This is a genomic window from Brucella gallinifaecis, assembly GCF_006476605.1.
GTDB classification, from domain to species: Bacteria; Pseudomonadota; Alphaproteobacteria; order Rhizobiales; family Rhizobiaceae; genus Brucella; species Brucella gallinifaecis.
Window position 1 is genome coordinate 49,532 of sequence record NZ_ML636812.1, and the last position, 15,063, is coordinate 64,594.

The following is a 15,063-nucleotide window of genomic DNA, read 5'->3' on the forward strand; positions in this document are numbered from 1 at the left end:
CAGATCATGGATGCAGAAAACACAACGGCTATCGGTCGTGCACCCGCAAGCTGGTTGCCCTGGCGTTTTGGAGTTCCGCGCAGCAACCTTGCTAGGCAAATCACCCTGCGCGTCAGCTCAGGCCTGTTAGTCCTTTGGGCGGCGATTACGCTGAGCTTCATCAGCGTACATCTCGCGCCCGGCGATATCGTCAGCATATTGATTGGCGAACAGTTACGCACGACGGAAGTTGAAGCCGCCATTCGTGCAGAATGGGGTCTGGATGATCCCATTTTCATGCAATACCTGTCCTATCTGGGACGTATATTGCATGGCGATTTCGGTCGCTCTTATTATCTGCAAACGGATGTATCCCAACTACTGTTTTCGCAGATGTGGCCGACCTTGAAGCTCGCCGGCGCAGCACTTTTTGTAGCATTGGTTTATGCTGTCGCCAGTGCCGTTTTGACTGCGGGTAAAAAGCTGCCACGCTCAATAGCAGCAGGCACTGAGCTGGTGCTGATTTCAACACCGTCCTTCTGGCTTGGTATTGTTCTGCTTTTCGTCTTTTCCTTCACACTCAAGCTGTTTCCGGTGTCGGGTGACAGGAGTTTCGCAGCACTCGTTCTGCCAGCCCTATCTCTGGGCTTGTCCTTGGGCGCGGTCATTGGGCAGGTTTTGCGCGAAGGTCTGGAACGCGCACTGGAAGAACCTTTTGCGCTTACAGTGCGCAGTTGGGGAACCAGCAATCTTGTGTTGCGTCTGAGGCATGGTTTGCGCCACGCTTCACTGCCAGCAGTCACATTGACAGGCTGGCTGATTGGTGGGCTTCTTTCAGGCGCCGTCATTACCGAAGCCGTCTTCGGGCGACCTGGTCTTGGGCGCATCACCGTTGATGCAGTGCTTTATCACGACCTGCCGGTGGTGCTGGCTGTCGCTATTTTCTCGGCATTTATCTATGTGGTGATGAGCACCATCGTTGATGTGCTCTATCTGCTGATTGATCCGCGCCTGAGAACCGAAGGCCGGAGATAGATCATGAGTGTCACCCCCGCACTTGAAACCCGCTCGACGGCAAAACCCGCTGCTGCTGGTTTTCTTAATTCGGCCCGATTTATCCTTTCGCGCCCGGCATTGGCAATGCCGTCGCTTTTTCTGGCGCTTATTACCGTTGCAACGCTCTGGCCGGGTTTACTCACAAGGGCCGATCCATTGCTCGCCGATCCACTACAAGCGCAATTGCCGCCTTCAGCAGAATATTGGTTTGGCACAGATCATCTGGGACGAGATGTGTTTTCCCGCGTGGTCCATGGTGCGCGTTATTCGGTACTGATCGGTTTTAGTGCTGTGGCCATTGGCGCTATCGCTGGCTCTATTCTAGGGCTGCTGGCTGGATTATCGCGCGGCCTGATGGATGAAGCAATTTCCCGTTTTCTCGATGTCGTGTCTTCGTTTCCCGATCTGCTGCTGGCTCTTGTTTTCATCTCGTTTACGGGACCGGGTACAATCAATCTGATTTTTGCGCTTGGGGTCGCGATTATTCCGCGTTTCGCCCGCGTCGTGCGTGCGCAGACCTTTGTTATTGCGCAGAGCGGTTATGTTGAGCAGGCGAAAACATTTGGGCTGAAACGTCACATCCTCGTGCTGCGTCACATTCTTCCTCATGCGATTGCGCAGGTACCAATTCTTGCAACAATCGGGCTTGGCACTGCGATCATCAGTGCGGCAGGCTTGAGCTTTCTTGGTATGGGACCGCAACCGCCAGCGCCAGAATGGGGTGCGATGCTTTCAGAAGCGCGTAATTATTTGCGTGTTGCCTGGTGGATTGGCATCTGGCCGGGCCTGGCTATCACGCTTACCGTCATCTCCATCAGCAGTCTCGGACGCCGCTGGCAGCTAGCCTTTGAAGGCCGGAGACAAGCATGACCACATCCCTTGTTGAAATTCGCAACCTATCCATCAGCTTTCAACGCGATGACCAATTGGTCAAAGTCGTCGAAGGCATCGATCTGACCATTCATCGCGGTGAGACGGTAGCGCTTGTTGGAGAGTCCGGTTCGGGCAAGTCGGTGACCGCCCGAGCACTGATAGGGCTTTCAGGCCCAAGCGCAATCGTCAAAGCTGACCTTTTTGAGATCGATGGTCTGAGTGTTCTTGACTACCGCGATAAGGAATGGCGGGGTTTGCGCGGCAACAAGATCGGTTTTGTCTTGCAGGATGCACTTGTTTCGCTTGATCCGCTACGTCGTATCTCGCAACAGCTTTCAGATGCATTTGGAACAACAAGCTTCTTTCGACGACCAGACGTTTCAGATCGCAGCAAAGCCTTGTTGCGTTCAGTTGGCATTCCCGACCCTGATCGAAGATTGCTGCAATATCCACATCAGCTTTCGGGCGGTTTGCGACAACGCGCACTGATCGCAACAGCGGTTGCGCGTTCGCCCTCGCTGCTCATTGCCGACGAACCAACCACAGCGCTTGACGCAACGGTTCAAAAACAGATCCTTGATCTGCTGGCAGAGCGCCGCCGGGCGGGTCAGACACTTCTGCTGATCAGCCATGATCTTGCTGTCGTCTCACGGCTGGCTGATCGCGTTCTGGTGATGCATAATGGCCGCATCGTTGAAGAAGGCCCGACTAACCAGATCCTCAATGCGCCGAAGGAAGCCTATACCCGTCATTTGCTTGAAGCCGTTCCATCAGCGGGATCACGTGGCTTTCGGCTCTCGCCGGCACATCCGCACCAAGCTCAAATCAGGGTGGCCCTGCCAGCAAAGCGTATCGATGAGAGCATCAATGTTCTGGAAGCCAGAGGGCTTTTCAAACATTATGGCAAAGCCAACACGCCTTTGGCCGTCAATGATGTCTCCTTCTCGCTGAAAGCTGGTGAAGCGCTTGGCATTGTCGGGGAATCCGGCTCTGGCAAAACCACCGTTGCAAAGATTGTTCTGGGTCTTACAGAGCCCGATCAGGGCACAGTGCATATTGATGGCCAGCTCTGGAGCAATCTGCGCGAAGAACAGCGTCGCCCCCGACGTGCTCATATGCAACTGATTGCGCAAGATGCGCTCAGTTCATTCGACCCGCGTTATACGGTTGAAAAAATCGTCGGTGAAAGCCTTGATTCAGTTCAGGTTTATGGTGATGCCCGCCGCAAGCGCGTGGTGGAAGCACTGGATGCTGTGCGTCTGGGATCGCAGTTTCTCAAGCGCTACCCCCGTGAACTGTCGGGCGGTCAGCGCCAGCGTGTCGCTATCGCGCGTGCTTTTGCACCGCGCCCGAAACTGCTGATCGCCGATGAACCTGTGAGTGCGCTTGATGTATCGGTGCAGGCGCAGGTGCTCGACCTTCTGGCCGAGCTACAAGCTGCCTCCGGCACATCGCTTCTTTTCATTTCACACGACCTTGGTGTTGTCCACCATCTGACAGATCGCGTTCTGGTGATGAAGGATGGACGCATTGTTGAAGGCGGCGCTGTTGAACGCGTCTTTTCTCAACCACAGCACAATTACACACGCGCATTGCTCGACGCCGTTCCGACGATAAGCGCGGCATAAAACACGAGGATACTTCCATGACCAGAACACATACCCGCCGCTTGAAAACCCTGTTCGGTGCCAGCAATGTTATTTCCGCGGACAATGATCAGGACAAAACCTTTGGGTTCAAACGCGCCATAGAGCTGGCAAAGAAGGCTGAAGCCGAGAAAATCACCGGTCTCTTTACTGCCGACCTTCTGCAACTTGATCCGGCGGGTCTTGCCGGCACCACCGGCACGCAAGACCCGGTAATCGCGCTTGCAGCGCTGGCACATGCCACATCGCATATCGGACTTATTGCAACAGTCTCAACGACATTTTTGCATCCTTACAATCTTGCACGCCAGATCGGAACACTGGATCATTTGAGCGGTGGCAGAACGGGCTGGAATGCCGTGACTTCTTCGGTCGGCGAAGAGAATTTCGGTGGCGATCTGCCAAGTCCGGAAGAGCGCTATGAACGGGCCGCAGAATTTATTGAAATCGTCAACGCGCTCTATGATGCGAATGAACGTGATGCGATTACCCGCAAGGCATCGGGTAATATCTCTGTCCATCCGGAAAAATTTCACTCTATCAATTACAAGGGCAAGCATTTCAGCGTAGAAGGGCCATTGAATGTGCCACCTCTTCCGCAGGGTCGTCCGGTCCAGTTTCAGGCGGGTCAATCCGACGCCGGTATCACGGTTGGCGCCCGCTATGCTGAAGTCGTTTATACGTCACAGCCAAAGCTCGAAGATGCTGTGGCCTTTGCCACCGAGCTGCGCCGTCGCGCAGCACAGTTTGGGCGTGGCAATAATCTGCCATTCATTATGAACTCGCTTCATTCGCTGATTGGCTCATCGGAAGCCGATGTTGCCCGACGGCTGAAAGATAAGCATGAAGCAATCGATTATGATCAGGGGCGTATCAAGCTTGCTGATATGCTCGGCGGGCATATTGATCTGAGCGATTTGCCACTCGACAAGCCATTGCCGGAAAACCTGTTGCCGGAAATCACCAGCATTAACCGTCGTCGGGGCCGTGTCGAAGTGTTCCGTCGCTATGCGCGTGAAGGCCTGACCTTGCGTCAGTTGATTATTGAAGCGCAGGAAACAGGCCACTGGTCTATTGCAGGCACGCCGGAGCAACTGGTTGACGCCATCGAAGAACGCTTTAATACAGGTGCTGTCGATGTTCTCACGCTGCACGGCATTGGTAATCCCGATCAGGAAGATTTGCTTCTAAATGGTTTGATCCCGGAGCTTCGGCGACGGTCGTTGATTGATACGGATTATATCGGTTCTGACTTCCGCGCCAATCTGGAACTGCCACCCTTATCTGTTATCGCACCATCCCAGGCCCGGAGCGCCTAAAATGGCAAAGCGTGAGGGTTTTCTGCGGTTTGGCTTGTTCGTCTAGGTTCTGTTGCAAACTTTTCATGTCTGCTACGTAGTGTGATGACTTGTGTCGATTGCAGACGAAAATGACACATACGATCCTCTAAAACCAATTTGCACATGACAACCGCTCACCATTCAGAATCTTTGCAGAGCTCGCGGCGTAAATGCCTCCAGAATAAGGCTGCTTTTAAACGGCTAAAAAATGTGCACCAGAACCCTATTGATCATAATTAGATTAGAATAATAAGAAGTTATCTTTTCAGAAAATTTGAAAAGCAATTTTAATTCTCCAGCCTCTTGATTTCGATACCCACCGGAAAAACGATAATAATTATCCAAATACGACAGCTAATAGCCATTCTCCGTCGAATTTGGTTTTTTTCTCTTGCGTTGAGTGCTAAGCCGCATTCGCGATAGATGCTGATAAATTTCTAGAGTTGAAATCCGCCGCATGCCCCAAAATATCGCGACGACATTTGTGGATATATTTATGTCGCTGAGCGAACACCGAGCCAGAGCCTGAAAGCCCCTAACATGACCGTACGTCTTTCATTTGCGCGTGAGCGTATCAATGTTCTTCTTCTCGAAGGTATTAACCAATCTGCTGTCGATTATTTCAAGTCGTCTGGTTATACCAATGTCGTTCATCTTCCCAAAGCACTGGACAAGGCTGAGCTAATAGAGGCGATTGCTTCAGCGCATATTGTGGGTATTCGTTCGCGCACTCAGCTTACTGATGAAGTGTTTGAAGCCGCGCAGCGCCTTGTCGCGGTCGGCTGCTTCTCGGTTGGCACCAATCAAGTTGATCTGAAGGCTGCCAGAAAGCGTGGTATTCCGGTCTTTAATGCCCCCTTCTCCAACACACGTTCAGTTGCCGAACTGGTAATTGGCGAAATCATCATGCTGATGCGTCGTATTTTTCCGCGTTCCAATTCAGCGCATACAGGTGGTTGGGACAAGAGTGCGACCGGTAGCCGTGAAGTGCGCGGCAAGACGCTTGGAATTGTTGGCTATGGTAATATTGGTTCGCAGGTTGGTAATCTTGCGGAAAGCCTTGGCATGACCGTTCGCTATTTCGACATGACCGACAAATTGCAATATGGCAATGTTATCCCGACAGATACGCTCGACGAACTGCTTGAAATTTCAGACGTGATCAGCCTGCATGTGCCCTCGAACAAGTCGACGGCCAAGATGATCACTGAAGCCAAATTGCGCAAGATGAAGAAAGGCGCCTTCCTCATCAACAATGCGCGCGGTTCTGTGGTTGATCTGGAAGCACTGGCCAAGGTTCTTAAAGAAGGCCATCTTGGCGGTGCAGCGATTGACGTGTTCCCGGTTGAACCGGCATCCAACAAAGACCCGTTTGTTTCTCCATTGCAAGGGTTGGAGAATGTTATTCTTACTCCGCATATTGGTGGCTCAACCGAAGAAGCGCAGGAGCGTATCGGTATGGAAGTCAGCCGTAAGCTGGTTGAATATTCAGACGTCGGCTCGACACTGGGAGCGGTCAATTTCCCACAGGTACAATTACCAGCGCGTCCAAGCGGTACACGTTTCATGCATGTGCATGAAAACCGCCCGGGCATTCTCAACAGCCTTGTTAATATTTTCTCGTCGCATAACATCAACATCGTCAGCCAGTTTCTGCAAACCGATGGCGAAGTCGGCTATGTGGTGATCGAAGGCGATGCAATGGAAGACCATGCTGATGATGTATTGCAGGCAATGCGCGAAATTCCAGGAACAATTCGTACGCGCCTGCTTTATTAAATAGTTGGTATTTTTATTTAAGGCCCACAATATATAGGCTAGGTGGGCCTTCCTGTTCGAATATGCGCACGTAATAAGCGATATTGTTTCTGCATATTTGAGCAGTTTTGTTGCGCATATCACTGCAAACACATTGACTCTTTCTTCAAAGGGCTTAAAAGCGCATTCGGAAAAGGAGACAATCCCGTGAACGCTTGCTGCGCATCACATTGCCTGTATGAACTCAACGGCCTTAACGCCATTGATGTCCTTATGGCATCTGTTTCCAAAACTATCACGGCCACTTGCATTAAAACGACCATCAAAACGGTCTGACCCCTTGGCCTGCTCGCCCTCTCTCCCCGGGTCCGGCCCAGGGAAAGGCCCGCTGGTCGCGGGTTTTATGGAAGCGGAGAGGACAGGAGACAAATAAATGGGCTTTAAAGTTGCAGTCGTCGGCGCTACCGGAAATGTCGGTCGCGAAATGCTTAATATTCTTGAAGAACGTGGCTTTCCAGCTGATGAAGTCGTAGCACTCGCTTCACGTCGCAGTCAGGGAACGGAAGTGTCCTATGGCGATAAAACGCTGAAGGTTAAAGCGCTGGACCAGTACGATTTTTCCGACACTGATATTTGTCTGATGTCCGCTGGTGGCAATATTTCCAAGGAATGGTCTCCAAAAATTGGAGCACAGGGTTGTGTTGTTATCGATAATTCGTCTGCATGGCGTTATGATGCCAATGTGCCACTGATCGTTCCTGAAGTGAACCCGGATGCGATTGAAGGTTTTCGCAAGAAAAACATCATTGCCAACCCGAATTGCTCAACTGCACAGCTTGTTGTCGCATTGAAGCCTTTGCATGATGCGGCCAAGATCAAGCGCGTTGTCGTCTCAACCTACCAGTCCGTATCAGGGGCCGGCAAAGAGGGTATGGACGAGCTTTTCCAGCAGTCGCGTGCAGTTTTCGTGGCCGATCCTGTTACAGCTCAGAAGTTTACCAAGCGCATTGCATTCAATGTGATCCCGCATATCGATGACTTCATGGAAGACGGCTATACCAAGGAAGAATGGAAGGTGATGGCCGAAACCAAGAAAATGCTTGATCCAAAAATCAAGCTCACGGCAACAGCTGTGCGTGTTCCGGTGTTCATTGGCCATTCTGAAGCAGTCAATATCGAGTTTGAAAACCCGATTTCGGCTGACGAAGCCCGTGAAATTCTGCGTGAAGCGCCAGGTTGTCAGGTGGTCGATAAGCACGAAAATGGTGGTTACATTACACCTTATGAATCGGCAGGCGAAGACGCAACTTACATCAGCCGCATCCGTGAAGACATAACGGTTGAAAACGGTCTTTCATTGTGGGTTGTTTCGGACAATCTGCGCAAGGGTGCAGCTCTTAATACGATCCAGATTGCCGAGCTTCTTATCGCTCGTGGCCTGATTACACCTAAGGCCGTTGCTGCCTGATTGATTTTAAAGCCTGAAAGAAAAAGCGCCGGTTTTCCGGCGCTTTTTGCATTAATAATAATAGAACCGCTCTATCTGTTTGTGAGCAATTACATCTTACTGCGAACAGACCTTGCCCACTTATCAAGATTGGTTCTGGGCAATTCGACCAATGCGACTATAGGCTTCACTATATTCTTGTTCGAGCCGGTTTATGAGTTTGGCCACAGGAACGATATTTTTAATTGCACCTATTCCCTGCCCACAACCCCAAATATCTTTCCAGGCTTTAGAACCTTCCTGCTGTGCTTTGCCGAAATCCATTTTTGATGGATCAGCAATGGGTAAATTATCAGGATCAAGGCCAGATTTGGCGATAGATGATTTTAGATAATTGCCAGAAATTCCGGTGAAATAGTTAGAATAGACAATATCCGATGCGTTTGAGTCGACAATTGCCTGTTTGTAGTCCTCTGAAGCACGAGCTTCTGTAGTCGCGATAAATGGCGATCCAATATAGGCAAGATCGGCGCCCATAGCCTGAGCAGCAAGAATCGAACCCCCATTGGCAATGGCGCCCGAGAGCAGCAATGGCCCGTCGAACCATTCGCGAATTTCCTGAATAAGAGCGAAAGGAGAAAGTGCTCCTGCGTGCCCGCCAGCACCTGCTGCGACCGCAATAAGCCCGTCAGCGCCTTTGCGAATTGCTGATTTTGCATGGCGATTATTGATGACATCATGCAGAACAATGCCACCATAAGAATGGATTGCTGCGTTGACTTCAGGCACAGCGCCTAGCGAGGAAATGACAATCGGTACCTTATATTTCACGCAAAGACCAAGGTCATGTTCAAGTCGCTTATTGGAGTGATGGACGATCTGATTAACCGCGAAAGGCGCAGCCGGATGCTCCTGATTTGCAGCATTGTATTTATCAAGATCTTCAGTGATTTCTGCCAGCCATTCGTCAAGTTGCGCCTCGGGACGCGCATTTAGTGCAGGAAATGACCCGACCACACCTGCCTTGCATTGCGCCAACACCAATGCCGGATTGGAAATGATAAACAGTGGCGCCGCAACTACAGGAATGCGAAGTCTGTTTTTCAAGATATCCGGCAATGACATTTCATCCTCCATTAATTGACGTTTTCGTAAACGTAATATACTTAGCACGGCTTTTAATGACGGCAACATCAAATTTGGCAAAGAAAATGTACATTAGAGCTAATAATAAGTGCTTTTGACAGGTCAATAGGCTAGCCAACACGGTTAATGAACAGATAATGCCTTGATTCAGACTTTAATTTCGCTGAGGCTTATTTAATTAGCATATTGGCAAGCCCAAAAAACAATACATAACCAAGGAAGAACGTCCCTTTGGAAAGCTTCGAACGCGCAATCAGAAATGCACTCGCAAAATCGGATGCTCATAATCCGGCTACTCGACAGCGCATATATGAAGCGGCGTGGAGCGCACATGAACGCGCGTTTGCCAGCAATACGACACTTAGCGAAGAACAGAAAAATCAGCGGCGCGAGAAAGTTAAAGAGGCGATCTCAAGAATCGAAGCAGAATTCACCACCGCTCAGGTTGAGGGTTCAAGAATCGATCCATCGCTTTCTTCTGACCTTGCACCTGGGGATGACAGTCTTGAGTCTATTCCAGCCCTTGATCCAACGGATATTCGCATTGCTGCAAGCAAGAGACAGGCTTCGACCAATCATGGTTATGAAACAACAGTCTCTCGAAAGCCGGTTAAAAAGAAACGTCGATCACCTTTATTACGCATCGGGCTTCCAGTGCTCATTATTGCTATACTCGGGTTGATTGTTTTTTCTCTTTACAACAGCTTTTCAAATTTCACCCGAAGCTCTGGTTCCAGTCCGCTTCTCAGCGAAAACAGCATGGCGCCGATTAAAGAAGGCGACGACCCGGAAGGCCGACGCTGGATCAATATTTTTACCCCTGCAAATGCTACACAACTGTCTGTTCAGGGACGAGCGACTGCTGAGATCCAACGCGAAGGCTCAAATAGTTTTGTACGTGTTCAAACAGCAGGCGTCGAAGACAGTGTAACCTTTGATGTCGGAGAGGGAGTTCTCAATCAGCTTGCTGGCAAGAAGGCGACTTTTGATATTGTTGCGCGCAGTGATGATGGCAAAACAACCCAGATGACAGTCATCTGTGATTTCGCAGGTCTTGGGGACTGTGGACGCAGGCGCTATGATGTTCGCGACTCTGTGAGTGACTTCCTCTTTGATCAGGAGTTTCCGGCAGGCCAATCTGCCGGTCGTGCAGGCAAGATCATTATTAATTCCGATCTTAGTGGTTCCGGCAAACCCGTGGATATTTATGCAATCCGCGTTACAATTGCAGTTGAAAAATAATTAAACATATGCGGTCGGGTTGAAACCAATTTTTAAAATGGACCAATGGTTTCAACTTTACTTTTAGAACGCCTCGGAAGAGCGTAATACGGTTTTATAAACAGGATTTACGGCTCAAAACAAAAATTTGAGACACGCTGATCTAATCCAATTAGATGCCGAAATATTCTAGCTAAACCGGGTTGAAATTGGCTGGGGCGCCTGGATTCGAACCAGGGAATGCCGGTACCAAAAACCGGTGCCTTACCGCTTGGCTACGCCCCAACTTATAAAGGTGACTTAGACGCTCTCACCGCAAAACTCAAGCATGGATTTTTGTTTATATTACGTTTTTTTGGACACTGTAACTGCATACCCTGCCCGTCGTCATTTAATGCATACATTGTTGATGTATGGTAATGGACGGCCCCGTATACAATTCAGCATAACGGCTGGTATATAGAAAACTACACCAGAGCAAACTTTGCTGAAACAGCAATAGCAGTTCTTCTTGACAATGGTCATGATGAAAAAAACTGTGAGCTAGCGGGCGATGCAGCCTGAACACTATCTGGTCTTGCAGCCTAAATCTCAAAGCAAACAGGCAAACATCTTCCTTGTAAAAAAATCTACCGGAATCTGAGTGCGCAACTGTTCTCAAAAGTTTCGGCCTGCCAGCAAATACGACAACAGCTATCGCCGAATGGGATTCAGAAGTAGTAAAAGATTGTTCTCTTTAATAATTGTAAACAGTTTTCCAGATTGTCAGGATATCCAACTACACCGCTTTCACTATCGGTCGCTGAAACTCTCAATTCCTAAACCCAACACTTTGCAGGGAATTGAAGATTGACTATAAGTCCATGAATCTAATTGTTAAAATCTTAAAACCAACCAAAATTAGTACCGATTTTATATTACGTACCTTTAACGGTTAACTATGAAAGCATGATATTATAAACGTCGCTTAATCCGCCTGAACTTCACTGAACTATGTCAGCGCATACCGACTTCAAACACTCTGACAGCAGCCTCCTATCAGGTTCGATGGCTCACACCAGGAAAATAACTCCACTGTCAATTCTCCTGCGTAAAACTAATCGCTTCATTATAATGCCGAATTATCAAGAATAGAGCCATGGAAAGCCTCTTCAGACAGCATCTTCAAGGTCTGCAAGCACATACAACATATAGCATGTGCTCAACAGATCTTTGCATTTCAGATGCATTGCCATTCAATATGGCACGATCAGAAATTTTTCGAGGCTTTCCTGACTATTGCAAAACTAGAATATGACTACCTCACTTTGTTGCAGCATCTGAGCTGGCCTTGCCTGCACTGTTATCCACCACAATATGATGTGGTGAGCGAGCGCGTGGATGCATGAAGAAGTGCCCTTCCGGTGCATTGTGCGATTTAATCGGCACAAGCATAACATTGGTTTTTTTACCGCGTTTGTCATGCAATGCATAGACAATGAACGGAATAACCAGCACGACAAGGAAGCACACGACCAACAGGGTCACATAGGTTTCATCAGCAGCCTCTCCACCGATAGAGGTAGGCGGATAGAACGAAACGAAGAAGGCAAGCAGCGAAACAAGAAAGCCCACAACTGCAATACTAATCTTGAAGCCATTACTGCCCGGCACACGGAACGTACGCTTAAGCTCCGGCTGTTTACGGATCAGATGGATATAGCCAAGGAACAGCAGGAAATAGGTGCACAGATAAATAACCACAGTAAGTGCGAGAGCAATCAGGAACGACATGTTGCTGCCGCCACCCGTATTGGTAAGTACAATAATAGCAACAGATGTCAGCAGAAGCTGAGCAACAACCAGTGCCACTGGCACGCCGTTTTTATTTACCTTCGCAAATACTGTTGGAAGGATACCTTTTTGCGCTGTGACATACATGCCGCGTGATGGGCCAACGATCCATGCAGCGATCTCAGCCAGCACACCAAGCAGCAACAAAGCTGCGATAATGCGCACTGTCCACTCAAACCCCGGACCGAAATGACCAATCAATGCACTGAATGTCTGCACGACACCAGAAGAGAGATTGATGTCGTTAGATGGAATGGTCGCGGCAACAGAAAGACCACCAATGGAGCTCAGCACAATGGCTGCAATCATAAGCAGGATCATCGCGATCGGATAATCACGACCCGGATTTTTCATTTCATTGACATGGGTCGCAGAGGCTTCAACGCCCATATAACTTAGAATAAAGGCAACGAAAACGACCAAAGTGCCAATCTGCGTGAAGTCCGGGAAGAACGTCTGTGCAGACATTTCAATCTGCAGCGGTGCTCCGCTGGCAAGATAGCTGATGGCAAGTGCGGCAAGAATGAGTGCGGGCAACAAAATGCCTGCAAAGAAACCAAGCTTTGCAATAATTGCCGTATATTTGGTGCCACCGAGCTGTGTAAAGGCCAGCACCCAGAGAATAATAAGGGCTGCGATGGTTTTTGTAACAGGATCCTGATTAAGCGCCGGCCAACTCAGAATATAGGAAAGCGCACCAAGCACAAAATAAAGCATCGGCAGAAAACCGATCGCAATTTCGAGATAACAAAACGAGATTGCAGCAAAGCCCCATCGTTCGCCAAGAGTATTGGAAACCCAGGCAAAAACGCCCCCTTCTTCCCAGCCTTCTACCGTTGCCATTTCAGCGGCGCAAAGACCAACCGGGATAAACCAAAGTATCCCTCCAAGTAACAGAAAAAAGACGAGACTAAAGCCTGATGTTGCAAAGGTCGGATATTCATAAACTGCCATCACCATCGAGGCGGTGATTGCAAAAAAACCTATCATAGATAATTGTTTAGCCGGACTGGCTGCTTTTACATTCGCCATAATAGTTCTCCCATATGGAAGCCACTTAATGGAGCTAATCTAGCGCCATTCTTGCGAGCACATTGCACAGGATTATAGAATTGAATGAAAGGTACAGACTGATTGTTCAATAATGCGTGCTGCATGTGCAGCACGCATCCGAAAATTCAGTCGTTACCAAACACCCAAGCCATACGCATCAATGCCATTGACTTCAGATAATAAAAAATCCTGCTGAACTTCTTCAGCAGGACCATCATTATCCGTGGTTGAAGCCACCAGCTTCCTCAGAAGTAAGCGGCTTGCTAACAGGATGCTTTTCAAAATAATCAACAGCACGTTTCATATCGCCAACAAGCAGATTTGCCAGGTCACGGCTGACACCATGACGAACAAGAATACGTTGGACAACAAGGTCTTCGCGATGGGCAGGCATGGAATAGGCCGGAACTTGCCAGCCGCGACTGCGCAACCGATCCGCAAGATCGTAAAGTGTATAGCCTCCGATAGCTTCCTGTTCTTTTAATTTCCATGCAATGGCAGGAATGCCTTTTTGGCTGTCACCATCAAAGATCATCTCGAAAGGTCCGATCTTGACGATTTCCTTTGCAAGATACTGCGCTGTTTCATAACAGGCATTGTGAATTTTGGTATAACCTTCACGGCCCAGGCGCAGGAAATTATAATATTGCGATATAATCTGCCCGCCGGGACGCGAGAAATTCAATGCAAATGTCGGCATATTGCCTCCAAGATAATTCACATTGAAAATCAGCTCTTCCGGTAGATCAGTAGCTTCACGCCAAATGACCCAACCAGCACCGAGTGGCGCCAAACCAAATTTGTGGCCAGATGTATTGATGGATTTTACCCGTGGGAGGCGGAAATCCCATTCAACATCCGGCGCACAGAATGGTGCAAGGAAACCACCGCTTGCGCCGTCAACATGGATTGGAATATCCAGCCCGGTTTCTTTTTGCAGCTGATCCAGCGCATCATGCACCGCTTTCACTGGTTCGAACTGACAGGTAAATGTGACACCAAGTGTTGGAACAACACCAATCGTATTCTCATCGACGCGCTTTAGAACCTCTTCCGGGCTCATGATCAAACGATCGCCTTCAAGTGGAATTTCACGCAGTTCAACGTCAAAATAACGCGCAAATTTATGCCAGCATATCTGTACAGGACCACAGATAAGATTTGGTTTATCCGTCGATTTTCCTGCCGCAGCGCGCTTTTTCCGCCATTGCCATTTAAGCGCAAGCCCCCCCAGCATTGCAGCTTCTGAGGAACCGATGGTCGAGCAGCCAAGGGTGTTTTCTGCATCCGGTGAATTCCACAGATCCGCAAGCATGTGAACACAGCGCGATTCAATTTCTGCAGTCTGCGGATACTCATCCTTATCAATCATATTCTTGTCGATTGACAAATCCATGAGATCACGGATTTCTTCATCGACCCATGTCTGGCAAAAAGTCGCAAGGTTTTGACGAGAGTTTCCATCAAGCATCAACTCATCACGCACAGCGGCAAAAACGTTACGTGGATCTCGTTCATCATCTGGAAATTTCGTCTTTGGCAAAGAGGCCGATAATTCTAATGATGCATAAACATCATCAAGACTGTTATACTTTCCTTTGATAGATTTCGTAGACATCTCAAAATCCCCCAATTGCGGTGTAACGTAAACAACCAATACATGATTGCACGCTAAAATACGTTGCAGCAAAGCAGATATGTCAATCATTTT

The 15,063-nt window shown here is 49.0% G+C and carries 10 protein-coding genes and 1 tRNA gene; 7 read left to right on the forward strand and 4 right to left on the reverse strand.

The annotated features are described in order from the left end of the window. Positions 1-6 precede the first annotated feature (6 nt). The 6 genes from FHY56_RS15225 (at position 7) to FHY56_RS15250 (ending at position 8,120) form a co-directional block, all read left to right on the forward strand. Entirely contained in the window at positions 7-1,014 is a 1,008-nt protein-coding gene (locus FHY56_RS15225; protein WP_140906007.1) for an ABC transporter permease, read from the forward strand. A 3-nt stretch (positions 1,015-1,017) separates the two neighbouring features. Further along, positions 1,018-1,905 carry an ABC transporter permease gene (locus FHY56_RS15230; RefSeq protein WP_140906008.1) on the forward strand — a complete coding sequence of 296 codons (888 nt, stop codon included), beginning with the start codon at positions 1,018-1,020 and terminating at the stop codon, positions 1,903-1,905. Then, complete coding sequence (locus FHY56_RS15235; protein WP_140906009.1) at positions 1,902-3,536, forward strand: dipeptide ABC transporter ATP-binding protein; 1,635 nt, start codon at positions 1,902-1,904, stop codon at positions 3,534-3,536. Before FHY56_RS15230 ends, FHY56_RS15235 begins: the two co-directional genes overlap by 4 nt. Positions 3,537-3,553: 17 nt before the next feature. After that, a complete protein-coding gene (locus FHY56_RS15240) occupies positions 3,554-4,873 on the forward strand; it encodes an NtaA/DmoA family FMN-dependent monooxygenase (protein ID WP_140906010.1) in 1,320 nt (439 codons plus the stop codon). 561 nt (positions 4,874-5,434) lie between these two features. Beyond that, the gene (gene serA, locus FHY56_RS15245; protein WP_140906011.1) at positions 5,435-6,673 is read left to right on the forward strand and encodes a phosphoglycerate dehydrogenase; all 1,239 of its coding nucleotides are present in this window, start codon (positions 5,435-5,437) and stop codon (positions 6,671-6,673) included. Positions 6,674-7,085: 412 nt separating this feature from the next. Beyond that, complete coding sequence (locus FHY56_RS15250) at positions 7,086-8,120, forward strand: aspartate-semialdehyde dehydrogenase (protein ID WP_140906012.1); 1,035 nt, start codon at positions 7,086-7,088, stop codon at positions 8,118-8,120. A 123-nt stretch (positions 8,121-8,243) separates the two neighbouring features. Here FHY56_RS15250 and FHY56_RS15255 read toward each other — a convergent pair whose 3' ends face one another. Next, a complete protein-coding gene (locus FHY56_RS15255; RefSeq protein WP_140906013.1) occupies positions 8,244-9,224 on the reverse strand; it encodes an NAD(P)H-dependent flavin oxidoreductase in 981 nt (326 codons plus the stop codon). Between the two features lie 252 nt (positions 9,225-9,476). Here FHY56_RS15255 and FHY56_RS15260 point away from each other — a divergent pair, with 252 nt between their 5' ends. Continuing rightward, positions 9,477-10,487 carry a hypothetical protein gene (locus FHY56_RS15260; protein ID WP_140906014.1) on the forward strand — a complete coding sequence of 337 codons (1,011 nt, stop codon included), beginning with the start codon at positions 9,477-9,479 and terminating at the stop codon, positions 10,485-10,487. Between the two features lie 189 nt (positions 10,488-10,676). Here the strand turns inward: FHY56_RS15260 and FHY56_RS15265 are convergent. The 3 genes from FHY56_RS15265 to FHY56_RS15275 all read right to left on the reverse strand — a co-directional run bounded on the left by FHY56_RS15265 (position 10,677) and on the right by FHY56_RS15275 (position 14,970). After that, positions 10,677-10,751, reverse strand: a tRNA-Gln gene (locus FHY56_RS15265). A 1,017-nt stretch (positions 10,752-11,768) separates the two neighbouring features. After that, a complete protein-coding gene (gene gadC, locus FHY56_RS15270) occupies positions 11,769-13,331 on the reverse strand; it encodes a glutamate/gamma-aminobutyrate antiporter (RefSeq protein ID WP_140906015.1) in 1,563 nt (520 codons plus the stop codon). 238 nt (positions 13,332-13,569) lie between these two features. After that, on the reverse strand, positions 13,570-14,970 hold the full coding sequence (locus tag FHY56_RS15275) for a glutamate decarboxylase (RefSeq protein ID WP_140906016.1): 1,401 nt from the start codon (positions 14,968-14,970) through the stop codon (positions 13,570-13,572). Between the last annotated feature and the right edge of the window lie 93 nt (positions 14,971-15,063).